This is a genomic window from Xanthomonas sp. LMG 12461 (genome assembly GCF_009192935.1).
Lineage (GTDB): Bacteria > Pseudomonadota > Gammaproteobacteria > Xanthomonadales > Xanthomonadaceae > Xanthomonas_A > Xanthomonas_A sontii.
Map to the genome: position 1 here is coordinate 14,370 of NZ_NQYT01000056.1, position 22,530 is coordinate 36,899.

General features: G+C 69.9%; 25 protein-coding genes. 8 read left to right on the forward strand and 17 right to left on the reverse strand.

What is annotated here, in order from left to right; all coding sequences use genetic code 11:
- Positions 1–62: 62 nt before the first annotated feature.
- The gene (gene miaA / locus CEK68_RS14715; RefSeq protein WP_152239817.1) at positions 63–1,013 is read right to left on the reverse strand and encodes a tRNA (adenosine(37)-N6)-dimethylallyltransferase MiaA; all 951 of its coding nucleotides are present in this window, start codon (positions 1,011–1,013) and stop codon (positions 63–65) included.
- Positions 1,013–1,918: a dihydropteroate synthase gene (gene folP, locus CEK68_RS14720; protein WP_152239818.1), complete on the reverse strand. Its 906-nt coding sequence runs from the start codon at positions 1,916–1,918 to the stop codon at positions 1,013–1,015. The genes miaA and folP overlap by 1 nt, the downstream gene beginning before the upstream one ends.
- A 2-nt stretch (positions 1,919–1,920) precedes the next feature.
- Here folP and CEK68_RS14725 point away from each other — a divergent pair, with 2 nt between their 5' ends.
- The gene (locus CEK68_RS14725) at positions 1,921–2,109 is read left to right on the forward strand and encodes a hypothetical protein (protein WP_152239819.1); all 189 of its coding nucleotides are present in this window, start codon (positions 1,921–1,923) and stop codon (positions 2,107–2,109) included.
- An 87-nt stretch (positions 2,110–2,196) separates the two neighbouring features.
- On the opposite strand, the gene ftsH is transcribed toward CEK68_RS14725, so the two are convergent.
- Positions 2,197–4,134 carry an ATP-dependent zinc metalloprotease FtsH gene (gene ftsH, locus CEK68_RS14730; protein WP_017910619.1) on the reverse strand — a complete coding sequence of 646 codons (1,938 nt, stop codon included), beginning with the start codon at positions 4,132–4,134 and terminating at the stop codon, positions 2,197–2,199.
- Between the two features lie 71 nt (positions 4,135–4,205).
- On the reverse strand, positions 4,206–4,838 hold the full coding sequence (rlmE, locus tag CEK68_RS14735; RefSeq protein WP_017910618.1) for a 23S rRNA (uridine(2552)-2'-O)-methyltransferase RlmE: 633 nt from the start codon (positions 4,836–4,838) through the stop codon (positions 4,206–4,208).
- Positions 4,839–4,904: 66 nt separating this feature from the next.
- Between rlmE and yhbY the strand changes: the two genes are divergently transcribed.
- Together yhbY and CEK68_RS14745 are read left to right on the forward strand one after the other, a co-directional pair.
- The gene (gene yhbY, locus CEK68_RS14740) at positions 4,905–5,210 is read left to right on the forward strand and encodes a ribosome assembly RNA-binding protein YhbY (protein ID WP_010341321.1); all 306 of its coding nucleotides are present in this window, start codon (positions 4,905–4,907) and stop codon (positions 5,208–5,210) included.
- An 18-nt stretch (positions 5,211–5,228) separates the two neighbouring features.
- Positions 5,229–5,603, forward strand: a complete 375-nt coding sequence (locus tag CEK68_RS14745; protein WP_017910617.1) for an Mth938-like domain-containing protein — start codon at positions 5,229–5,231, stop codon at positions 5,601–5,603.
- Positions 5,604–5,928: 325 nt separating this feature from the next.
- Here CEK68_RS14745 and CEK68_RS14750 read toward each other — a convergent pair whose 3' ends face one another.
- Genes CEK68_RS14750 through surE form a run of 4 tightly spaced genes read right to left on the reverse strand, consistent with a single transcriptional unit; the run spans position 5,929 to position 8,810 of the window.
- Complete coding sequence (locus CEK68_RS14750) at positions 5,929–6,726, reverse strand: peptidoglycan DD-metalloendopeptidase family protein (protein WP_052250946.1); 798 nt, start codon at positions 6,724–6,726, stop codon at positions 5,929–5,931.
- On the reverse strand, positions 6,723–7,337 hold the full coding sequence (locus tag CEK68_RS14755) for a YqaA family protein (protein WP_017914225.1): 615 nt from the start codon (positions 7,335–7,337) through the stop codon (positions 6,723–6,725). The genes CEK68_RS14750 and CEK68_RS14755 overlap by 4 nt, the downstream gene beginning before the upstream one ends.
- Positions 7,338–7,356: 19 nt before the next feature.
- The gene (locus tag CEK68_RS14760) at positions 7,357–8,034 is read right to left on the reverse strand and encodes a protein-L-isoaspartate(D-aspartate) O-methyltransferase (protein ID WP_017914224.1); all 678 of its coding nucleotides are present in this window, start codon (positions 8,032–8,034) and stop codon (positions 7,357–7,359) included.
- Positions 8,031–8,810 (reverse strand): 5'/3'-nucleotidase SurE, encoded by a 780-nt coding sequence (surE, locus tag CEK68_RS14765; protein WP_043091456.1) that lies wholly within the window; start codon positions 8,808–8,810, stop codon positions 8,031–8,033. Before surE ends, CEK68_RS14760 begins: the two co-directional genes overlap by 4 nt.
- A 204-nt stretch (positions 8,811–9,014) precedes the next feature.
- Between surE and CEK68_RS14770 the strand changes: the two genes are divergently transcribed.
- From CEK68_RS14770 to CEK68_RS14790, 5 genes are all read left to right on the forward strand, one after another.
- Positions 9,015–9,548, forward strand: a complete 534-nt coding sequence (locus CEK68_RS14770; protein WP_017911056.1) for a Smr/MutS family protein — start codon at positions 9,015–9,017, stop codon at positions 9,546–9,548.
- Between the two features lie 315 nt (positions 9,549–9,863).
- Positions 9,864–10,931: a DUF535 family protein gene (locus CEK68_RS14775; RefSeq protein ID WP_152239820.1), complete on the forward strand. Its 1,068-nt coding sequence runs from the start codon at positions 9,864–9,866 to the stop codon at positions 10,929–10,931.
- A 48-nt stretch (positions 10,932–10,979) separates the two neighbouring features.
- The gene (locus CEK68_RS14780) at positions 10,980–11,528 is read left to right on the forward strand and encodes an RNA polymerase sigma factor (RefSeq protein WP_152239821.1); all 549 of its coding nucleotides are present in this window, start codon (positions 10,980–10,982) and stop codon (positions 11,526–11,528) included.
- Entirely contained in the window at positions 11,528–12,496 is a 969-nt protein-coding gene (locus CEK68_RS14785; protein WP_152239822.1) for a FecR domain-containing protein, read from the forward strand. The genes CEK68_RS14780 and CEK68_RS14785 overlap by 1 nt, the downstream gene beginning before the upstream one ends.
- Before the next feature lie 175 nt (positions 12,497–12,671).
- Positions 12,672–14,984: a TonB-dependent receptor gene (locus tag CEK68_RS14790; protein WP_152239823.1), complete on the forward strand. Its 2,313-nt coding sequence runs from the start codon at positions 12,672–12,674 to the stop codon at positions 14,982–14,984.
- A gap of 40 nt (positions 14,985–15,024) precedes the next feature.
- Here the strand turns inward: CEK68_RS14790 and truD are convergent, their stop codons facing one another.
- From truD to CEK68_RS14835, 9 genes are all read right to left on the reverse strand, one after another.
- Positions 15,025–16,080, reverse strand: coding sequence for a tRNA pseudouridine(13) synthase TruD (truD, locus tag CEK68_RS14795; protein ID WP_148828198.1), 1,056 nt, complete (start codon positions 16,078–16,080; stop codon positions 15,025–15,027).
- A complete protein-coding gene (gene ispF, locus CEK68_RS14800) occupies positions 16,077–16,568 on the reverse strand; it encodes a 2-C-methyl-D-erythritol 2,4-cyclodiphosphate synthase (RefSeq protein ID WP_148828199.1) in 492 nt (163 codons plus the stop codon). Before ispF ends, truD begins: the two co-directional genes overlap by 4 nt.
- A gap of 81 nt (positions 16,569–16,649) precedes the next feature.
- Positions 16,650–17,354: a 2-C-methyl-D-erythritol 4-phosphate cytidylyltransferase gene (gene ispD / locus CEK68_RS14805; RefSeq protein ID WP_193313949.1), complete on the reverse strand. Its 705-nt coding sequence runs from the start codon at positions 17,352–17,354 to the stop codon at positions 16,650–16,652.
- Positions 17,351–17,713 carry a cell division protein FtsB gene (ftsB, locus tag CEK68_RS14810; RefSeq protein ID WP_043095785.1) on the reverse strand — a complete coding sequence of 121 codons (363 nt, stop codon included), beginning with the start codon at positions 17,711–17,713 and terminating at the stop codon, positions 17,351–17,353. Before ftsB ends, ispD begins: the two co-directional genes overlap by 4 nt.
- A 3-nt stretch (positions 17,714–17,716) precedes the next feature.
- Entirely contained in the window at positions 17,717–19,009 is a 1,293-nt protein-coding gene (gene eno, locus CEK68_RS14815) for a phosphopyruvate hydratase (RefSeq protein WP_152239825.1), read from the reverse strand.
- An 87-nt stretch (positions 19,010–19,096) separates the two neighbouring features.
- Positions 19,097–19,441 carry a hypothetical protein gene (locus CEK68_RS14820; RefSeq protein WP_226977899.1) on the reverse strand — a complete coding sequence of 115 codons (345 nt, stop codon included), beginning with the start codon at positions 19,439–19,441 and terminating at the stop codon, positions 19,097–19,099.
- 85 nt (positions 19,442–19,526) lie between these two features.
- Positions 19,527–20,357, reverse strand: coding sequence for a 3-deoxy-8-phosphooctulonate synthase (kdsA, locus tag CEK68_RS14825; protein WP_010343429.1), 831 nt, complete (start codon positions 20,355–20,357; stop codon positions 19,527–19,529).
- Positions 20,354–20,641, reverse strand: coding sequence for a hypothetical protein (locus CEK68_RS14830; protein ID WP_152239826.1), 288 nt, complete (start codon positions 20,639–20,641; stop codon positions 20,354–20,356). The genes kdsA and CEK68_RS14830 overlap by 4 nt, the downstream gene beginning before the upstream one ends.
- Positions 20,638–22,302, reverse strand: a complete 1,665-nt coding sequence (locus CEK68_RS14835) for a CTP synthase (RefSeq protein ID WP_017912623.1) — start codon at positions 22,300–22,302, stop codon at positions 20,638–20,640. The genes CEK68_RS14830 and CEK68_RS14835 overlap by 4 nt, the downstream gene beginning before the upstream one ends.
- Between the last annotated feature and the right edge of the window lie 228 nt (positions 22,303–22,530).

Genomic DNA, 22,530 nt, shown 5'->3' on the forward strand with positions numbered 1-22,530 from the left:
GTGGTCCGGAACGTCGATGTTACACAACCGCGGGCGCCAGCACAGCGCGGCGGCGCGCCCGATCAGCCGAGGAAGGCGTCCAGGGCCGCCTGCAGGCGCCCGGCGTCGCGCGCCGGGTCGAACCAGCGGGCATCCTGCTCGCCGCGCAGCCAGGTGAGCTGGCGCTTGGCCAGCTGCCGGGTGGCGGCGATGGCGCGGACGCGGAAGTCCGCCGCATCGCCGACGCCGTCCAGGTACTCCCAGGCCTGACGGTAGCCGACCGCACGCACCGCCGGCAGCGCCAGCGGCTGCGCCACCGCCTGCATCCCGGGCAGCGCGCGCAAGGCGCGCACTTCGTCGAGGAAGCCCTGCCCCAGCATCACGTCGAAGCGGGCCTCGATGCGCCCGTGCAGCACGCTGCGCTCGGCCGGCGCCAGCACCAGCTTCAGCACCCGCAGCGGCAGCCGCGGCGGACCCGGGTCCGCCTGCCAGGCACTGATCGGCCGGCCGCTGAGCCGGTACACCTCCAGCGCACGCTGGATGCGCTGCGCGTCGCCGGGGCGGATGCGCTGCGCGGCCAACGGATCGATCCGCTGCAGTTCCGCGTGCAATGCCGCCCAACCCTGGGCATGCGCCTGCGCGGCCAGCGCCGCGCGCAACTGCGGGTCGGCCGCCGGCATCGGCGCCAACCCTTCCAGCAGCGCCTGGAAGTACAGGCCGGTGCCGCCGGCCAGGATCGGCAGGCGGCCGCGGGCCACGATCGCCTCCAGCGCGGCGCGCGCGTCGGCGGCGAATTCGGCCGCCGAATACGTCTGCCAGGGATCGCGCAGGTCCAGCAGGTGGTGCGGCACCCGCGCGCGCTCGGCGGCATCGGGCTTGGCCGCACCGATGTCCAAGCCACGGTAGACCAGCGCCGAATCGACGCTGACGATCTCGCCGCCGCAGCGTTCGGCCAGGGCGATCGCCGCGGCGGTCTTGCCCGAGGCGGTCGGACCCATCAGCGCGATTGCGCGCGGGCGCCGGTCGGCCGCCATCAGTCCTCGTCCGGCCAGCGGATCGTCGCCGCGGCCGACGCTGTGGCGGCGCGCGGCAACGGCACGGCCTGCAGCGCCTGCCAGACCTTCAGCGCGTCGACGGTGGCAGCGACGTCGTGCACGCGCAGCAGCGCGGCACCGCGCTGTGCAGCCAGCAGATGCGCGGCGACCGAGCCGGCCACCCGCTGCTCCGGCGCATCGCGCCCGGTCAGCTCGCCGATGCTGCGCTTGCGCGACAAGCCGGCCAGCACCGGCACGCCCAGCTCGACCAGCCGCGCCAACTGGGCCAGCAACTGCAGGTTGTCGGCGGTGCTCTTGCCGAAGCCGAAGCCCGGGTCGACCAGGATGCGTCGCTTGTCGATGCCGGCCATCTCCGCGGCGAAGATGCGCTCGGCCAGGAACCGGTGCACCTCGCTGACCACGTCGTCGTAGCCGGGCGCGCTGCCGGCGGCATAGGCGTCGGCGGGCATGTGCATCAGCACCACCGGCACCCCCAGTTCCGCGGCAGCATCCAGCGCGCCGGGCTGGCGCAGGGCCTGCACGTCGTTGATCATGCCGGCGCCCGCCGCGACCGCGGCGCGCATCACCTCCGGCTTGAAGGTGTCCACGCTCAGCGGCAGCGCGGTCTGCGCGGCCAGCCGCTCGATCACCGGAATCACCCGCCGCAGTTCCTCTTCCACCGGCACCGGCGTCGCGCCCGGACGGGTCGACTCGCCGCCGATGTCCAGCACGTCGGCGCCCTCCCCGGCCAAGCGCAGGCCGTGCGCCACCGCCGCGTCCACGCTGGCGTGGGCGCCCCCGTCGGAGAACGAATCCGGGGTGACATTGACGATGCCCATCACCCGCGGGCGATCGAGCAGCAGCCGGTGGGCGCCGCACTGCAGGCTGGGCGAGGTGTCGAACATCGGTGAGTCTCCTGGTAGTGGCCGAGGCGGGCGGCGGAATGGCGCTGCGCAGCGCCATGCGGCATCCGCGACACCCGCATGGCGGCAGCGGCGTGCGCGACGTTTCCGCCGCACACCGCATCGACGCGGCAACCTGCGGCCAGCGCAGTGCCATTGTCGCCCACGCGCTCGCGGGCGGCGAGTCGGCATGAGCCGATGCGACCGGCCCCGCATCGCCGCCAACAAAAAAGCCAGGGATCGCTCCCTGGCTTTTCGGCGCTTGAAGGGCGCTCCTGCGCTTACACCTGCTCGGCAGGCCCGGCGATCGGCGGCAGCGGACGCGAATTGCCCTTGTCGTTGTTGCCGCCGTCCTTGCCGGACTTGTTCCAGCCCATCGGCGGCGGCGGATCGCGGCCTTCCATGATCGCCTCGATCTGCGGCGCGTCGATGGTCTCGTACTGCAGCAGCAGCTGCGACATGGTGTGCAGCTTGTCCAGATTCTCGGTGAGGATCTGCGTGGTCTTCGCATACGCCTTGTCGAGGATCGACCGCACCACTTCGTCGATGCGCCGCGCGGTGTCGTCGGAGACGCTCTTGTGCTGGGTCACCGAACGGCCCAGGAACACTTCGTCGTCCTCCTCGCCGTAGGCGATCGGCCCCAGCTCGTCGGACAGGCCCCACTTGGTGACCATGTTGCGCGCCATCTTGGTCGCGCGCTCGATGTCGTTGGACGCGCCGGTGGTGACCTTGTCGGTACCGAAGATCAGTTCCTCGGCCACGCGGCCGCCGTACAGCGAGCACAACTGCGACTCGATCGCCACACGGTTCATCGAGTACTTGTCGCCTTCCGGCAGATACATGGTCACGCCCAGCGCGCGGCCGCGCGGGATGATCGTGACCTTGTAGACCGGGTCGTGCTCGGGCACCAGGCGGCCGACGATGGCGTGGCCGGCCTCGTGGTAGGCGGTGAGCGTCTTCTCGTCCTCGCTCATGGCCATCGAACGACGCTCGGCGCCCATCAGGATCTTGTCGCGGGCACGGTCGAAGTGGTCCATGCGCACTTCCTTGACCGACTCGCGCGCGGCGAACAGGGCCGCCTCGTTGCACAGGTTGGCCAGGTCGGCGCCGGAGAAGCCCGGCGTGCCGCGCGCGATCACCATCGGCTCGATGTCGTCGGCCAGCGGCAGCTTGCGCATGTGCACCTTGAGGATCTGCTCGCGGCCGCGCACGTCCGGCAGGCCCACCACGACCTGGCGGTCGAAGCGGCCCGGGCGCAGCAGCGCCGGATCCAGCACGTCCGGACGGTTGGTCGCGGCGATCACGATCACGCCCTCGCCGCCCTCGAAGCCGTCCATCTCCACCAGCAACTGGTTGAGGGTCTGCTCGCGCTCGTCGTGACCGCCGCCCAGGCCGGCGCCGCGATGGCGGCCGACCGCATCGATTTCGTCGATGAAGATGATGCACGGCGCATGCTTCTTGGCCTGCTCGAACATGTCGCGCACGCGGCTGGCGCCGACGCCGACGAACATTTCCACGAAGTCCGAACCGGAGATGCTGAAGAACGGCACCTTGGCCTCGCCGGCGATGGCCTTGGCCAGCAGGGTCTTGCCGGTACCCGGCGGGCCGACCATCAGCACGCCGCGCGGGATCTTGCCGCCGAGCTTGGTGAACTTGGTCGGATCGCGCAGGAAGTCGACCAGTTCGCCGACCTCTTCCTTGGCCTCGTCGCAGCCGGCGACGTCGGCGAAAGTGATCTTGATCTGGTCCTCGCCCTGCAGCTTGGCGCGCGACTTGCCGAAGGACATCGCGCCCTTGGCGCCGCCGCCGCCACCCTGCATCTGGCGCATGATGAACAGCCAGAAGCCGATGATCAGGATGACCGGCAGGAAGTTCAGCACCAGCGACCAGAAGCCCGGACCGTTGTCGGGCTTCTGCCGGGTGATGTCCACGTTCTTGCTGTACAGCACGTCGATCAGCTTGCCGTCGCTCGGGCCGTACACCGAGCCCTCGCTGCCGTCGGCGCGCTTGAAGCGGATCGCGTTGACCGACAGGTTGGTGGCGTCGGTGAAATCGACCGACTTCACCCGCCCGGCGTCCACGTCCTTCAGGAACTGGGAGTAGGTCACGTTGTCGGTGCCCGCGCCGCCGGCGAGCCGCGGCGAGAAGCTCTGGAACACCACCATCAGCACGACGGCAACGACTACCCACAACAGCAGATTCTTGGTCAAGTCGTTCATCCTCATTGGCTCCGGTGTCCCTTCAACTCTGTCTCGATGCGTGGCATTGCGGATTCAGCCTTGCGTTCAGCTTACTTGATCTGGGCGCGCTTGCCCTGTCCGAGGGCGTAGACCTCCGGCGAGCGCTTGCGCGACGCGGCCGGCTTGCGGATGGTCACCTTCTCATAGCGGCGGCGCATGTCGCGGATGTAGTCGTCGAACCCCACGCCCTGGAACAGCTTGATCAGGAACGCGCCGTTCGGCTTCAGGTGGCTGTCGGCGAACGCCATCGCCAATTCCGCCAGATGCATCATCCGCGGCTGGTCGACCGCATCCATTCCGCTCTTATTGGGGGCCATATCCGACAGCACAAGGTCCACCGGGGTATCGCCCAGCATGGCCTCGAATTGCGATAGCACCGCGTCCTCCCTGAAGTCACCGTGAAGGAACTCCACGCCGGCGAGCGGCGGCATCTCCAGAATGTCCAGGGCCAGCACGCGACCGCGGTCGCCCATCGACTTGCGCACCTGCTGCGACCAGCCGCCCGGCGCGGCGCCGAGATCGACCACCACCATGTCCGGCTTGAGCAGCCTGTCGCGCTGCAGCAGTTCCTCCAGCTTATAGGCCGCGCGCGAGCGCATGCCTTCGGCCTGGGCCTTCTTCACGAAGGGGTCGGCGAAATGTTCGCGGAGCCAGCGTTGGCTGCTTTTGCTGCGGGTGGCCATGGACGCACGGTCGGGAGGGGCGGCCATGATACCCTGATCGCCCTTGCCAACCCTGCTCCCACCTGCATGTCGATCAGCCTGACCTCGGCCCAGAACCGCTTCCTGCGCGGCCTGGCCCACGACCTCAAACCCCTGCTGCAGATCGGCAGCAAGGGCGTCACCCCGGCCTTCCTGGCCGAACTGGACGAGGTGCTGGAGCGCCACGAACTGGTCAAGGTGAAGGTCGGCGGCGACGACCGCGAGGCCCGCGACGCCGCCATCGGCAGCCTGGTGGAGCAGTCGCACAGCGTGCTGGTGCAGCGCATCGGCCATACCGCGATCCTGTATCGCCCGGCCAAGGAAGACCGGCAGATCGTGCTGCCGCGCGCCTGAGCGCGCTCCGGTGACCTCATGCAACTGACCCAGGACCTGCCCGACTACGCCTATGCCCTGCGCATGGCCGACGGCCGCCAGGCCAAGGTGAACGACCGGCTGTTGACCCGCAGCTTTGTCCTCGCGCCGGACACCCTGGTCGAGGACTGGCAGGCCCCGCCGGCCGGCGACCTGCAGCCGCAACATCTGCAGCCGCTGCTGGAGCTCAACCCGGCCCTGGTGATCCTCGGCACCGGCGAACGCCAGGTGTTTCCCGCCGCGGCGGTGATGGCGCTGTTCCTGACCCGCGGCATCGGCATCGAGGTGATGAACAATGCCGCTGCGGCGCGCACCTACAACGTGCTGGCCGCCGAAGGCCGGCGCGTGGCGGTGGGGTTCCTGCTAGAAGGCTGAGCCAGGCGTCGCGGGCCGGGCACTGCGACCTCCTGATCGTTGACCTGAGCGGCCTCAACCACGGCCTGGCCGCGCCGCGGACAACATGCGATCGAGGCAGAGAGGACGCCTGTCGTTCCTTTCGTCTCTTGCAGATCGCTGCGCGGCGTCTGCCGCGCGATGCGAGCACAGCGCGTCGGGGCTGAAGCCCCTCCCACAAAAGAATGCGTACACGGTGACACCGCGGGTGAGCCGGCGGCGCTTGCGGCCCACTGGGCCGCGCCGTTGGCGAACGCCCGGCGCGCTGTGCCGGGCCGGAGATCCGCCCGCGCGACGACGCAACCGATTACTTCGGGGGCAGATACAGCAGTGGGTCGACCGGCTTGCCGTTGTAGCGGATCTCGAAGTGCAGCATGTCGCGCGCCGCGCCGCTGTGGCCCATTTCGGCGATCTGCTGGCCGGCCTTGACGTTCTGGCCCTCGTTGACCAGGCGCTTGCGGTTGTGGCCGTAGGCCGACAGCCACTGTTCGTTGTGCTTGACGATGATCAGTTCGCCATAGCCGACCAGGCCGGCGCCGGAATAGACCACCACGCCGTCCGCCGCGGCGCGCACGGCCTCGCCGTTGCTGCCGCCGATGTCGATGCCCTGCTTGGTCGCCTCGCCGCCCACGAAGCGGCTGACCACCACGCCATCGGCCGGCCAGCGCCAGGGGAAACCGCTGCTGACCGGCGCCGGCACCGGAACGGACGGCGGCCGAGCGGCGGCGCCGGCACCGGAGGCCGGCGGCGTCACCGGGCCGCTACCGGGCCGCGCGGCGACTGCCCCACCCGGCGGATACAGCTTCAGCGACTGCCCCGGATAGATGGTGTACGGCGGCTGCAGGCCGTTCCAGCCGGCCAGGTCCTGCGGGGTGATGTTGTTGGCGCGGGCGATCGCGTACAGCGTGTCGCCGCGCCGAACGGTGGCGCTGACTCCGGGCTTGGGCACAGACACGCGAGGCGCCGAGGCAGCAGCGGTGCCGCGCACCGGCGCGCCGCCCGGCGTGCGCACCACCGTGGCGCTGCTGCAGGCGCCGAGCGCCACCGCCACCAGCACCCCCAGGCCGCAACGCAGGCCGTTCCGCACCACCCGATCCACGCTCATCCGACCTTCGCTCTCCATATGACCCACACCACCAGCAGCGCCAGGATCGCCGAGGCGACCCAGCCGAGCGGCTCGATCCAGCGGCGCAACGCGGCTTCCGCGCGCGGCCCGCCGAGACGGATCGCCCCGGCCACCAGGTACACGCGCTTGCCGCGCCCCACCAGCATGCTCGCCAGGAACGGTAGCAGCGGCACCCCGACGATGCCTGAGGCCCAGGTGAATATCTTCAGCGGGATCGGGGTGAAGCCAGCCAGCACCAGCAGCCAGAACGCACGCCACGGCGACTCGGCGATGACCTCGCGCAAGTGGTTCACCTGCGCGTCGATCTTCTGCGTCCAACCGAGCCATTCGATCAGCGGCTGCACTGCGGCGAAGGCGAAATGCCCGAGCAGGTAGCCGATCACCGCGCCAGTCAGGGAGCCGAGCAGGCTCAACGTGGCGAACCACAGCGCGCGCCGCGGCTGTGCCAGCGACATCGGCGCCAGCATCACTTCCGGCGGCACCGGGAACACGATGGCCTCGGCGAAACTGAGACCGGTCAGCAGGGCCGGCGCGCGGCGATGCCGCGACCAGGCGATGGCGCGTTCGTACAACGGCCCGAAAATCTTCATCCAGTGCGGCTCCGGGAAGTCAATCCAGCATGCCCGACAGCAACGGGACGAAGGTCACCGGCGCCAGGACGTCTTGTTCGATCTGGCCGTCGGCGGCGCGGCGCAGGCGGATCAGCGATTGCGCGGACGGGCCGCCGACCGGCGCCACCAGGCAGCCGCCCGGGGCCAGTTGTTCGATCAGTGCGTCGACCAGCGCCGGCGCCGCCGCCGTGACCACGATCGCATCGAACGGGCCGTGCTCGGGCCAGCCGATGCGGCCGTCGTCGTGCTTGCTGCGCACGTTCATGCCGAGCTGGCGGAAGCGCTTGCGCGCCTGCCGCAGCAGATCGCCGATGCGCTCGACGGTGTGCACTTCCAGACCCAGCGCGGCCAGGATGGCCGCCTGGTAGCCGGAGCCGGTACCGACTTCCAGCACCCTCTTCGGCGCCGCTTCCAGCACCGTCTCGGTCATGCGTGCCACCACCCACGGTTGCGAGATGGTCTGGCCGTGGCCGATCGGCAGCGCGGTGTCCTCGTAGGCGCGCGAGGCCAGCGCCTCGTCGATGAACAGATGCCGCGGCACGGTGCGCACCGCGTTGAGCACGCTCTCGTCGCGGATGCCGGCCTCGCGCAGGCGCTCGACCAGGCGGTCGCGCACGCGCTGCGAGGTCATGCCGATGCCGATCGCTTCCGGCTGCAGGCGCAACCGCGGGGTCATGCCGGGCGGCCCAGCGCGGCGGTCAGGCCGCCGACCCAGCTGGCGACCTTTTCCAATGCCTGGTAGCGGGTCAGATCGACCTGGATCGGGGTGATCGAGATGAAGCCGGTGCGTACCGCGTGGAAGTCGGTACCGGGACCGGCGTCCTGCTCGCGCCCGGCCGGACCGATCCAGTACACGGTGCCGCCGCGCGGGTCGGTCTGCGGCAGGCACGGTTCGGAGCGGTGGCGGTTGCCGAGCCGGGTGACCTCGAAGCCCTTGATCTCCTGCCACGGCAGGTCGGGCACGTTGACGTTGAGGATGGTGTCGGCCGGCAGCGGATCGGCCTTGAGCTGGGCCACGATCTCCACCGCGGCGCGTGCGGCGGTCTGGAAATGCCTAGGATCGTGGTTGTGGCTGACCAGCGACACCGCCACCGCGGGCAGGCCGAGGAAGCGGCCTTCCATCGCCGCCGAGACGGTACCGGAATAGATCACGTCGTCGCCGAGATTGGCGGAATTGTTGATGCCGGAAACCACGATGTCCGGGTCGAACTCCAGCATGCCGGTGAGCGCCAGATGCACGCAGTCGGTGGGCGTGCCGGCGACGCTGCAGGTGTAGTGGTCGATGCGCTTGAGCCGGATCGGCAGATCCAGGGTCAGCGAGTTGCTGGCGCCGGACCGGTCGCGGTCGGGTGCGACCACCGTCACCTCGTGGCCGGCGCCGCGCAACTGCTCGGCCAGCATGCGAATGCCGGGGGCGTCGACGCCGTCGTCGTTGCTCACTAATACGCGCATGGTGCTCCTCGAAAACCGGGGGCATGATACCGGATGCGCCCTGCCAGGTCGCTGACAGCGCGACGACGACCGCGGTGACGGCCATCGCGCCGCGCACTGGAGCGGCGTGGCGCCGTGCGACCGCAGCGCAGTGGTCCGCACGCCAGACGCTGCCGGCAACGCCGCGCTCACCTCAAACCGCGCCGCACGCTCTAAGCTGTGCGCATGGCGCATTCCGACGACGAAGATCCCGCCGCGCTGTTCCGCGCAGCCATCGGCAAGGTGGCCCCGCTCAACGCGACGCCGCCGGCCAATGCCAAGCCGCGCCCCAAGCCGCGCGCGCGCATGGCCGAACGCGACGACGCCGAGGCGCAGGGCGAGTTCCAGCAACTGCTGCGCCAGAGCACGCCACTGGAAGCCGGCGACGTGGCCAGCTACCGCCGCGAGCATCTGCCGGCGCGGGTGTTCCAGCGCCTGCGCAAGGGGCAGTTCTCGGCCCAGGACGAACTGGACCTGCACGGTGCCACTGCGGCGCAGGCCGAGACGCTGCTGCGCCAGTTCCTGGCCGAGGCGCACGCGCACGAGTTCGGCTGCGTGCGGATCGTGCACGGCAAGGGCCTGCAATCGGGCGGCGTGCCGCTGCTGAAGAACCTGGTGGACCGCCTGCTGCGCCAGCGCAACGACGTGCTGGCCTTCCATTCGGCGCCGACAGCGCAAGGCGGCACCGGCGCGATGCTGGTGCTGCTGGCGCGGCGCTGAGCGGCGCCGCAGCCGCGGGCACCGCGGCTCGCGGGCCCCATCGGGAACCTGTGCATGGCCGAGGTGGAGGGCGCCGGATCGTGGCGCCGCCGAATCCGGCATCGCCCACTGATCTGTCATTCGCGTGCAAGAGCGGCTTCACCGCGACCGGCGTGAACGGGAACGCCCGTCGCACGCCCCCCGTCGCCTGCCCGACGCAGATCCGGCCAGGCCGGGACGCCGCGGACGCGGCCGAGCACCGCGCGTGCGGACGCATTTCAATTTTCGCTTCTTGAAACGTCTTGTCAGAGAGCACCGTCCCTCTGCGAGCCGAACGTGACCGAAGCGACCACCGAATTCTTCCTGCAACCCACTGATCTGGTGGACGTTTCCGCGAGCGCCGCAGCGTTCGAAACGGCGCCGACCCGCCTGGCCCGGCCTGCGCTGCCGCCCCGGCCGAGCGCCGATGCCGCACCGTCACGGTGGTGGCCGCTGTTCCTGGCCTCGCTCCAGGGGCGCACGGACTGGCACGGCAACCGCCTGCAGCGCGGGATCAAGGCGACCAAGTACCTGCTGCGCGCGTTGAGCATGCCGACCGAGCACGGGCGGTTCCTCGACGCAGTGCGCCGCGATCCGCGCATGCGTGGCTATGCCGAGCGCGACCCGCGCCTGCTCGAGCGCCACCTGCATCGTTTCGTGAACACCCGCTGGAGCAGCAAGGCGCGGCTGCGTCACCTCCGGCAGCACTATCGCCTGATGCTCGAGCGCCTGCCGGCCGCGTTGTTCGACGCCATCTACCGTCAAGGCCAGGCGGACCTGGGGACGCTGCCGCTGCACGATGGCAGCCTGCTGACGCTGTCGCTGCTGCCGCCGGCGCCGATGAGCTGCGAAGGCGAGCTCTGGTTGCAGCTCAGCGACGCGGCGGGACGCGAACTGTACCGCCTGGTGCTGACCGTGACCGGCGACGACGCCCATCCGACGGTGCTGATCGGTTGCCTGCAGGGCCCCAAGGGTGCCGACGCCCGCGACGTGGTGCGCGCGCTGACCAAGCAGATGCACGGGCTGCGACCCAAGCAACTGATGCTGTCCCTGGCCTGCACCTTCGCCGAGCGCCTCGGCGCGCACGCGATCCGCGCCGTCTGCAACGCCGCGCATCCGCTGCAGCGCAAGCGAGACGTGTTCCTGTCCGACTACGACGCGTTCTGGATCGAGCAGGGCGGTACGCCCATCGTCGATGGCTGGTTCGCGCTGCCGCTGACCCCGGCACGCAAGACCGCAGCCGATGTGCCCAGCCAGCACCGCTCGGCGTTTCGCCGCCGCGAGGCATTGCGGACGCATGCGGAAGGCTTGCTGGCCGCGGCGCTGCCGGCCGCTTGCGGTGCTGCGTCGCGTGGCGGCCAGTGAGCCTGGCTATACTGCCGCGGCCGCTTCCCTCCAGGAGCATCAGCAGTCGTGAACCGGGCCGAGCACATCGAGGGCGCGCCGTCGCCGGAGCAGGCGCCTGCGCACCAGGTCGACGCGCTGTTCAAGGAACATCACCGCGCCCTGCTCGCGTTCCTGCACTGCAAGCTCGGCTCGATGGCGGACGCGCAGGACGTGGCGCAGGAGGCGTACATGCGCATCGTGACGCTTGAGCGTCCCGACGCGCTGGCATCGCCGCGCGCCTACCTGTTCCATGTCGCCTCGAACCTGGCGGTGGACCGGCTGCGCATGCGCAAGGTCCGCGAAAACGCCGCAGTGGAGCTGCCGGAACACGATCTGCCGCTACCGCCGGTTCCGGAGCGGCACGCCACGGCCAGCGAGCAGCTGCGCGCGTTGACCCGGGCGCTGCAAGAACTTCCCGCCAAGACCAGCCGCGCCTTCGTGCTGCACGTGATCGAAGGCAAGGACTTCGGCATGATCGCCAAGGCGATGAACGTGAGCGAACGAATGGTCCGCTACCATGTGGCCAACGCGCTCGCGCATTGCCGCAAACGCTTCGACGAAGCGGAGATCCCGTAATGGACAGCGGCATCGACCAACATATCCTCGACGACGCCGCGCGCTGGTGGGCCCTGCTGCGCGAACCCGACAGCAACGAGGACACCGTGGCGCGCTGGCTGGACTGGACGGAGGCCGACCCGCGGCATCTGCAGGCATTCGAACGCATCAATGCGCTCGGCGGCGACCTGGCGACGCTCGATGCGACAGCGCGGGACGAGGTGGTGCGCAGGTTCGCGCCGCCGCGTTCGCGCTGGCGGCCGCTGCAGGTCGCGGCCTGCGTGGGCGTGCTGGCGCTCGGCGGCGCCCTGGCCTGGCGGCAGCTGCACCCGCCGCCGCGCACCCAGGTCTACAGCAGCGCGACCAGCCGCCACCAGGACATCGTGCTGGCGGACGGCTCGAAAATCGCGCTCGGCGGCGCATCGAAGTTGAGCACCCGCTTCAGCGCCGCGCAGCGCCACGTGGAGCTGATCGCCGGCGAGGCCTTCTTCGACGTGGCGCACCACGCCGGGCGCCCGTTCGTGGTCGACGCCGGCGGCGTGTCGATCCTGGACGTGGGCACCGCCTTCGACGTCAGCCGCGACGGCGAACGCGTCGAAGTCGCGGTCACCGAAGGCCGGGTCCGCATCTACGGCGCCGGCCAGGTGCCGGCCGACGGCAGCGGCGGGCTGGAAGCGGTGGCCGGACAGCGCGTGTCCTACGATCCGGCCAAGCCCGCGCTGCAGGTCAGCCAGATCGACGTGGCGCAGGCCACCGCCTGGCGCGATCACCGGCTGGAGTTCGTCGATACGCCACTGGACACGGTGATCGCGCGGATCAACCGCTACAGCGACCGGCCACTGCGCCTGGACGACCCGGAGCTTGGACGACTGAGCTTCACCGGAACCGTCGACACCCAGGCGACCGCGCAGTGGATCGAGGCCTTGCCGCAGGTGTTCCCGCTGCGGGTGCGCCAAGGCAAGGACGAGATCGTGCTGAGCCGCCGTTAGGCGATACCGCGCGCCGCCCGGGCTTAGGGGCGGCGGGCGCCCCCGCGTCGACGTCGCCGCGCGTGGCATAATTCGCGCTTCCGCTGGGGGGCGACGGGCAGTGCGTGGGCTGAGGCGACTGATCATCTGCGGCAGCCTGGCATTGCAACTCGCACCCTGCCCCCCTGCCCTCGCCGTGCCACTCGCGCCCGACGCACGGCAGATCGGGTTCTCGATCCCGCCGCAGGCGCTGTCCACGGCGCTGATCGCGTACGGCAAGCAGGCCAACATGCAGGTGCTGACCGCCAGCCCGACCCTGGCCGGGATGCGCAGCGACGGGCTGCAAGGCATGTTCACCCCGGACGCGGCGCTGCAGCGCCTGCTGCAATCGAGTGGGCTCGCGTACCGCATGCTCGATGCGAACACGGTGGCGGTCACCCCCGCCGCCACGGCGCCGGTCGATCCTGCGGATGCCGCCGATGCGCACCGCGCCGGCGCGCCAGCCAAGCTGCTGGAACAGGTCGACGCCGCGGCGCTGACCGATCACGCCATGGGCGACGTGCCAGCCTATGCCAGCGACGCGCTGCGTTACGCCGCCGCTTCCATCGCCGTGCCGCAGTCGGTGAACGTGGTCGCTCCGCATCTGCTGGCCTCGCAACAGGTGCGTACCGTCGCCGACGCCCTGCGCAACGTGGCCAGCGTGCAGCAGATCGAAAATCCGTTGCGCGCGCCGCTGTTCAAGATCCGCGGCATCTACACCGGCAACGGCATGACCGACGGGATGCCGAACAGCTTCGTCGGCCTCGGCGGCTACCCGCCGATGATCGGCGTGGAGCGGGTCGAAGTGCTCAAGGGCCCGGAATCGATCCTCGGCGACAGCAACGGCGGCGACATGAGCGGACTGATCAACGTCGTCACCAAGCAACCGCTGCGCACCCCGAAGCGCGAACTGAGCTACGTCCTCGGCGAGCGCGGCGACATGCAGGCCGGGCTCGATGCGACCGGACCGATCGGCGCCACGCCGCTGAGCTATCGGCTCGTCGTCTCCGGCCAGCATGCCGATTCCACGGCGCAAGGCTACGGCCCGCGCAATGCCGCCTACCTGGCGCCGTCCATCGCCTGGCAGGGAGACGACAACCGTCTGGTGCTCGGCGTGCAGCGCGTGACCGATCGGCAGCCTGCCGCCGACCATGCCCTGCTGCTGCGCAACCGCGTGTCGGCGATGACGCCCAGGAGCTTGCGGCTGGGCAACGCACAGGACCACAGCGCCTACCGCACCCAGCGCGCCTATTACCTGTTCGATCAGCGGCTCAGCGACCGCTGGCAACTGCGCAGCCGCGGCCAGTACGTGACCCAGGCGATCGACGCGCGCAACTGGGGCATGCTGTCGCCTTCGCCGAAGGGCGCCGTGCGCGCCTATGCCGAGGCGTACCGCAATACGACGGCGTACTACACCATCCAGAACGACCTGGTCGGCAGCTTCGGCGACGGACCGCTGCGGCAGACTGTGACCCTGGGCCTGGATTACACGCGCGCGCGGCTGGGCAGCAGCGATTACTTCATCCGCATGCACCGCAACCGCTACGACGTGTTCGGCGACGAGCGGCTGGGTCCGGTGCACTGGCCGCATTCGCGGCGCGGGATTCTGCATTACCCCGGCAGCCCGTGGTCGAGCCGGAGCGGCATCCTGCTGCAGGACCAGATCAGCATGGGCGAACGCTGGGACGTACTGCTGGCGCTGCGCCGCTCGGCGTACGAGATTTCCAGCTACGACGCCAAGGGCAAACTGCGCCAGTTGCGCCGGCGCCGCTGGGTGCCCAACGTCGGCGTGGTCTACAAGCTGACCCCGGAGGCGTCGCTGTACGCCAGCACCATGAACGGCTTTGCGCCGAGCGCCGTGCTCGGCAAGAACGGCCGGCCGTTGCCGCCCGCGTTGTCGCGGCAAGTGGAGGTGGGGGCGAAGATCGATCTGTTCGAGCACCGGGCGCGGCTCAGCGCCGCCTATTACCAGATCACCGTTGACCGCAGCTTCGACCTGGTGCTGGCGCATCCGTCGTACTTCGCCAGACCGATCGACAGCCAGAGCAACCACGGGCTGGATCTCGACTTCGTCGGCGCCCTCGCCCCCGGCCTGGAACTGAGCAGCAGCCTGGCGCTGGCCCGCATCGGCCGGCGCGACGGTACGCCGACCCTCGGCGTCCCCCGCACCCGTTTCACCCTGTGGAGCAGCTACCAGTTCCAGGACAGCCGCTGGAGCGGCTGGGGCGTGGCCAGCGGCATCCTGGCGCGCGGTCACACCCTCGGCCGCCGTCTGGCCGGCGGCTATTTCAGGGTTCCCGGGCAGGCCAGCGTGGACGCGAACGTGTCCTATCGCACCGAGACCTGGGGCGTGACCGTGGGCATGCGCAACGTCTTCGATCGGCGACTGTATGCCGACGAGTTCGACGAAACCTTCGTGCCGCTGCCGGACGGCCGCAGCCTGCTGCTGACCGGCAGCTATCGGTTCTAGCGCGCGTCGTCGCGACCGACGCGGCAGGCGTCGGCCGCGCTCAGGCCTCGGTGGAGGCCTGCGGCTGCGGCGCCTCTTCGACCTGGCCGAGTTCGTGCAGCAGTGCCGTGGCGTAGCTGCCAGGCGGCAATGCGAAGCGCAGTTCCAGCGCGTCGTCCTGCCCGTCGAGCCAGCGCCATTGCAGGTCGGCCACGCGCAGGCGGGTCGCCCGCCGCTCCTGCTTCAGGCCCTCGCGCTCCAGGCCGTCGCGCAGGCGCTGCGCGACCGCCTCGTCCAGCACCGCCAGTTCCAGCGCACGCGCCGCCTCGGCGCTGCGCAGCTCGCCGGCGCCCCACAGCGGCGCGGACGGATGGATGTCGAAGCGCTGCAAGCGCTCGGCCAGCGCCTCCGACCACGGCTCCGGACCGAACACGCTGCGGCTGCCGTCGAGCATCCACACTTCGCCGTCCAGCGCGCTGTCCCAGTTGCCGGCGGCCACGCGGGCGGCCAGCACCCGGTTGAACAGCTCCGAACGGGCCGCCGACAGCAGCAGCGAGCGCTGCTCGCGGCGCACGCGGCGGCCGCCGAACATCGCCAGCGCGGCGCCGACGTTGCCGCCATCGCGGCCGAAGCGCTGTTCGCCGAACCAGTTGGGAATGCCGCGCGCGGCGATCTGCGCCAGCCGCGTCTCGATCGCGCCGCGCTCGCCGCGCACCTCGCGCAACACCAGCACGAAGCCGTTGCCGGCCAGCGCGCCACGCGGCAGCTTGCGGTTGTGCCAGTGCGCTTCCAGCACCTGCAGATCCGCGTCCTGCAAGCTGTCCAGCGCCGGCGCCACACGCTTGGGCAGATGCACCGAGAAGCGCTGGGTGGTGACCGCATGGCGGTCCTTCATGCCGGCATAGCCGATCGCCAGCTCCGCCACCCCGGCCCACTGCGCCAGACGGCGCGCGGCGAAGGCGGTGTTCATGCCGCGCTTGCGCACGGTCAGCAGCAGGTGCTCGCCCTCGCCGCTGGGCGCGAACGCGGGCAGTTCGTCGACCTGGAAATCCTCGGCGGTGCTGCGCATGCGCGCCTGCAACGGCGCGGCGCCGAACGCACGCGGCAACTCGCTCACAGCGCCACCAGCAGGGCCACGGCCTGCGCCGCGATGCCTTCGCCGCGGCCGGTGAAGCCGAGCTTCTCGCTGGTGGTGGCCTTGACGCTCACGCAGTCCAGTTCGACCTGCAACAGCGCCGCAAGGCGCTCGCGCATCGCCTGCGCATGCGGGCCGACCTTGGGCCGTTCGCAGATCACGGTGATGTCGGCATTGCCCAGGCGCCAGCCGCGCGCGTGCAGCAGGCCGACGCAGTGATCGAGAAACTGCGCACTGTCGGCGCCCTTCCAGCGCGGATCGGACGGGGGGAAATGCTGGCCGATGTCGCCCAGCGCCAGCGCGCCGAGCAAGGCGTCGCACAGGGCGTGGATCGCCACGTCGCCGTCGCTGTGGGCGAGTACGCCGCGCTCGTGCGCCACGCGCACGCCGCCGAGCATGATGTGGTCGCCCTCGCCGAAGGCGTGGACGTCGTAGCCCTGGCCGATGCGGATGCGGGGAAGTTCAGACATTGGCATGGAGACATCCCACGAAAAATGAAAAAGGACGGAGCACGCGCCGCGCCACGGCGGCCGCATCCGACGCCAGGCGCATCACGACTGCCGCGCGCGCTGGAACAGTTCGAACTCGAAACGCGCCAGGTCGGCCGGCGTGGTGACCTTGAAATTGTCTTCGGCGCCCTCGACCAGCAGCGGCCGCAGCCCCAGCAACTCCATCGCCATCGCGTCGTCGGTGACCTCGACGCCGGCCGCGGCGGCCTGCTCCAGGGCCCGGCTCAGTTGCATGCGCCGGAACAGTTGCGGGGTCAGCGCGCGCCACAGGCGCTCGCGCGGTTCGGTGCCGTCGATGCCGCCGTCGTCGCCGGCGCGCTTGAGCGTGTCGCGCACCGGCGCAGCCAGGATCGCGCCGACCGGATCGCCGCGCCCCGCCTCCAGCAGCCGGTCCAGGTCGGCCAGCGCCAGGTTCGGCCGCGCCGCATCGTGCACCAGCACGAAGTCGTCCGCCTTCACCGACTCCGGCAAGGCATGCAACGCGGCCAGCACCGAGCCGGCACGGCTGCCGGCGCCCAGGCAGGTCAGGACCGGCTTGCCAGCCAGTTCGGTCCAACCCGGCCACTGTGCATCGTCCACGCCCAGCGCCACCATCGCCCCGGCCACCGCCGGATGCGCCAGCAGCGCTTCCAAGGCATGCGCCAGCAACGGGCGCCCACCCGCCTGCAGATATTGCTTGGGCGTGGCGCCGCCGAAACGGGTGCCGCGGCCAGCCGCCGGGACCACGGCCCAGACGGTGGCCATCAGGGCTGCTCGCCCGGCGCCGGCGTCACAGGCGCCGGCTGCGCGCCGGCTGCCGTGCCGGCCGGCGCAGTCGACACCGGCGCGTTCTCGACCACGCGGTAGAACTTTTCGCCCGGTTTGATCATGCCCAGTTCGCTACGCGCGCGCTCCTCGATCGCCGCCTCGCCGTCCTTGAGGTCCTTGACCTCGGCGGCGAGCGCGGCGTTGCGTTGCTGCAGACCTTCGTTGTCGCGCTTCTGGTGCTCGACCTGACTTTCGAGCACCAGCACTTCGCCGGAATTGCCCGGGCCGAGCCAGAAACGGTACTGCAGCCACGCCAGCAGTCCCGCCAGCACCAGCAGCAGCCAGCGCCAGTTGCGCACGGCTTATCGCTTGAGCGAGACGAACGCGTCGCGCCCGGCGTAGCGCGCGGCGCTGCCGAGCGCTTCCTCGATGCGCAGCAGCTGGTTGTACTTGGCCACGCGATCGCTGCGGCACAGCGAGCCGGTCTTGATCTGGGTGGCGGTGGTGGCCACGGCGATGTCGGCGATGGTGGTGTCCTCGGTCTCGCCGGAACGGTGCGAGACGATGGCCGCGTAGCCGGCCTTGTCGGCCATGGCGATGGCTTCCAGGGTCTCGGTCAGGGTGCCGATCTGGTTGACCTTGATCAGGATCGCGTTGGCGGTGCCGGACTCGATGCCCTGCTTGAAGATCTTCGGGTTGGTCACGAACAGGTCGTCGCCGACCAGTTGCACCTTGCTGCCGACGCGGTCGGTGAGCAGCTTCCAGCCGGCCCAGTCGTCCTCGGCCAGGCCGTCCTCGATGCTGACGATCGGATACTGCGCGGCCCAGTCGGCGAGGAAGTCGACGAACTGCTCGCTGGTCAGGCGCTTGCCCTCGCCCACCAGATGGTACTTGCCGTTGTCGTAGAACTCGCTGGAGGCCACGTCCAGGCCCAGCAGCACGTCCTCGCCAGCGGTGTAGCCGGCCTTGCCGATCGCTTCCAGGATGGTGTCCAGCGCTTCCACGTTGCTGCGGAAGTCCGGGGCGAAGCCGCCCTCGTCGCCGACCGCGGTGGACAGGCCGTGGCCCTTCAACACCGACTTCAGCGCGTGGAAGATCTCGGTGCCGGCGCGCAGCGCCTCGGAGAACGAGGCGGCGCCGACCGGCAGCACCATGAACTCCTGGAAATCGACGTTGTTGTCGGCATGCGCGCCGCCGTTGATGATGTTCATCATCGGCACCGGCAGCGCCAGGTTGGCGGTGTTGCCCGCGGCCAGCGACTGCCACAGCGGCTGCTTGCGCGAGGCGGCAACGGCATGCGCGTTGGCCAGCGAGACGCCGAGCAGCGCGTTGGCGCCCAGGCGGCCCTTGTTCTCGGTGCCGTCCAGGTCGATCAGGCGGCGGTCCAGGCCCTGCTGGTCGGCGGCGTCGAAGCCCTTCAGCGCGCTGGCGATGGTGGTGTTGACGTTCTCCACCGCCTTGCGCACGCCCTTGCCCAGGTAGCGGGTCTTGTCGCCGTCGCGCAGCTCGACCGCTTCCTTGGTGCCGGTGGACGCGCCCGAGGGTACCGCGGCACGACCGAACGAACCGTCCTCCAGGATGACATCGGCTTCCAGCGTGGGATTGCCGCGGCTGTCGAGGATTTCACGGGCGTGGATGCTGCGGATCGTACTCATGGGCGGGCCGGTTACCTGTAGGAAGAGGGGGCGGAAACGAATGCCGGCTGATTATCCCCGGCCGCCGGTTCCTTGCCAAATCCCGCCTCAGCCGGCGCCCATCAGGCCCAGCGGGATTCCGCTGAGGAAGAGCAGGATCAAGACCAGCATCGCCAGCAGCAGGCCGCCGGCGATGCCGGCCAGGAGGCGGCCGCGGCGCTGCGTCCAACTCAGCGCGGCGGCGATCGTCGCGCCCACCGCAGCCACTGCCACTACCAGCAGGGCGATCACCATCCAGAACAGCATGGCCAGGAAATGATCGGCGTGGCTGGGCGTGCCAATCCCACTGGAGAAGGCGAACAGCGCCACGACCAGCGCCGCCCACGCCAGCAACGACAACAACAAGGCACACAGCCCCCAAGGCCAGGCGCCGGCCCGCTCGGGTGCGGTCATCGCCGCGGCTCCGAGAAGGCGACGAACACCCGGCAGCCCGCACCCGGCCAGGATCGGCACAGCCGCAGCGGCGGCGGCGCACGCCTCACGCGAAGCGCGAGAACCCGTGTTTCTTGGTCACCGCGTCCAGTTCCATCAGCGTTTCCAGCAAGGCTTCCATCTGGTCCAGCGGCCACGCATTGGGGCCGTCGGACAGTGCCTTGGACGGGTCCGGATGGGTCTCGGCGAACACGCCGGCCACACCCACGGCCACCGCCGCGCGCGCCAGCACCGGCACGAACTCGCGCTGGCCGCCGGAACTGCCGCCCTGCCCGCCCGGCAGCTGCACCGAATGGGTGGCATCGAACACCACCGGGCAGCCGGTCTCGCGCATCACGCTCAACGAGCGCATGTCGCTGACCAGGTTGTTGTAGCCGAAGCTGGCGCCGCGCTCGCAGACCATGATCTGCTCGTTGCCGGTGGACTTGGCCTTCTCCACCACCGGCTTCATGTCCCACGGCGACAGGAACTGGCCCTTCTTGATGTTGACCGGCTTGCCGGCGGCGCACACGTTCTTGATGAAATCGGTCTGCCGCACCAGGAACGCCGGCGTCTGCAGCACGTCCACCACCGCCGCCACCTCGTGCATCGGCGTGTACTCGTGCACGTCGGTCAGCACCGGCACGCCGATCTGGGTCTTCACTGCCTCCAGCACCTTCAGCCCTTCCTCCAGGCCGGGGCCACGGAAGCTGGTACCGGAGGTGCGGTTGGCCTTGTCGAAGCTGGACTTGAAGATGAAGTTGATGCCCAGCCGGCCGGTGATCTCCTTGAGCCTGCCGGCGACGTCGAGCTGCAGCTGCATCGACTCGATCACGCACGGGCCGGCGATCAGGAACAGCGGCTGGTCCAGGCCGACGTCGAATCCACAGAGCTTCATTGATTACCTTCCGGAGGTTCAGAGGGGCGCGGGAGGGGCGCAGGGACGGAGCCGCCGCCGAATCTGCCGGCAACCCAGATGAGTGCGCCGATCAGCGCCAGCGGCGCAGCTAGCCCCACCGCCGCGATCAGGCAATACATCAGCCCCATCCCATAGCTATCGGCCAAGCCGGTGCTGCTGCGCCAGGAGAAATAGACCAGCAAGGCCGCAGGAAACACCAGCACCGCCGCCGCAAAGAACCAGCGCGCGACCCTGCTCTCGCTGCTGCGCCCGGTCGCAGTCACGCCCTGGCTTCCTTGAGCAGCTTGCCGCCGGCCTTGCGCTCGCGCGCAGCGCGCACGAAGCCGATGAACAACGGGTGGCCGTCGCGCGGCGTGGACAGGAATTCCGGGTGCGCCTGGCAGGCCAGGAACCACGGATGCGTCTCGCGCGGCAACTCCACCATCTCCACCAGGGTGTCGTCCATCGACTTGGCGGCAATCACCAGGCCGGCGTCCTCGAGCTGGGTGCGGTAGCGGTTGTTGAACTCGTAGCGGTGGCGATGGCGCTCTGCCACCACATCCTTGCCGTACAGCTCGCGCGCCAGCGTGCCCGGCTTGAGCCGCTGCTCCTGCAAGCCCAGGCGCATGGTGCCGCCGAGGTCGGACTTCTCGTCGCGCTTCTCGACATCGCCAGTGGCGGTACGCCATTCGGTGATCAGGCCGATCACCGGGTACGGCGACTGCCGGTCGTTCTCGGTGCTGTTGGCCGCGTCCAGCCCGGCGACATGCCGCGCATAGTCGACCACCGCAGCCTGCATGCCGTAGCAGATGCCGAAGTACGGCACGCCGTGCTGGCGGGCGTAGCGCGAGGTCAGCACCTTGCCTTCGAAACCGCGGTCGCCGAAGCCGCCCGGGACCAGGATGCCGTCCACGTCGGCCAGGGCCGCCATGTCGCTGCCTTCCAGGTCCTGCGCTTCCAGCCACTTCAGGTTGACCTTGGTGCGCTGGCGCAGGCCGCCGTGCTTGAGCGCCTCGCCCACCGACTTGTACGCGTCCTGATGGTCGACGTACTTGCCGACCACGGCGATGGTGACCTCGTCGAGCGGATGCTTGATCGCATCGACCACCGCCTCCCACTCCGACAGGTTGGCCGCGCCGACCTTGTCGCGCAGCTTGAACTGGTCGATGACGATCTCGTCCAGGCCCTGCCGGTGCAACTCCAGCGGCATGCCATAGAGCACGTCGATGTCGGCGGCGCTGATCACCGCGCGCTCGGAGACGTTGGTGAACAGTGCGATCTTGCGCCGTTCCGAATCCGGGATCGCCTGCTCCGAGCGGCACAGCAGCACGTCCGGCTGGATGCCGATCGAGCGCAGTTCCTTGACCGAATGCTGGGTCGGCTTGGTCTTCAGTTCGCCGGCCGCGGCGATGTACGGCACCAGGGTGAGGTGCATGAACATGGCCTTCTCGGCGCCGCGCTCGGTGCGCACCTGACGGATCGCCTCCAGGAACGGCAGCGACTCGATGTCGCCGACGGTGCCGCCGATCTCGACCAGGGCCACGTCGTAGCCGGCGGTGGCTTCATCCACGCAGCGACGGATCTCGTCGGTGATGTGCGGAATCACCTGCACGGTGGCGCCGAGGTAGTCGCCGCGGCGCTCCTTGCGGATCACGTTCTCGTAGATGCGCCCGGTGGTGACCGAATTCTTGCGCGACAGGCGCGTGCGCACGAAGCGCTCGTAGTGCCCCAGGTCCAGGTCGGTCTCGGCGCCGTCGTCGGTGACGTACACCTCGCCGTGCTGGAACGGGCTCATCGTGCCCGGGTCGACGTTGATGTAGGGGTCCAGCTTCATCATCGTGACCGACAGGCCACGTGCTTCGAGAATGGACGCAAGCGAAGCGGCCGCGATGCCCTTGCCAAGCGAGGACACTACGCCGCCGGTAACGAAGATCAGGGGGGTCATGGCTCAAAGGCCTCCCGGAAAGCCATAGTTTAACGGGTGAAGCGGATTTGCCCAAGCGCTTTTGCGCAACAGCCGCCCCATAAAAAAGCGACGCCCCGGGCGACCGGGGCGTCGTGTGCAGGAAACCCTGCGCAAACTCAAGGCTTGCGCGCTTCCTCTTCCTCTTCCTTCTTCGGCGCGGCCGCATCCTTGCCGGCCTTGTGCTCGGCGGCCGCGGCGGCGCGGCGT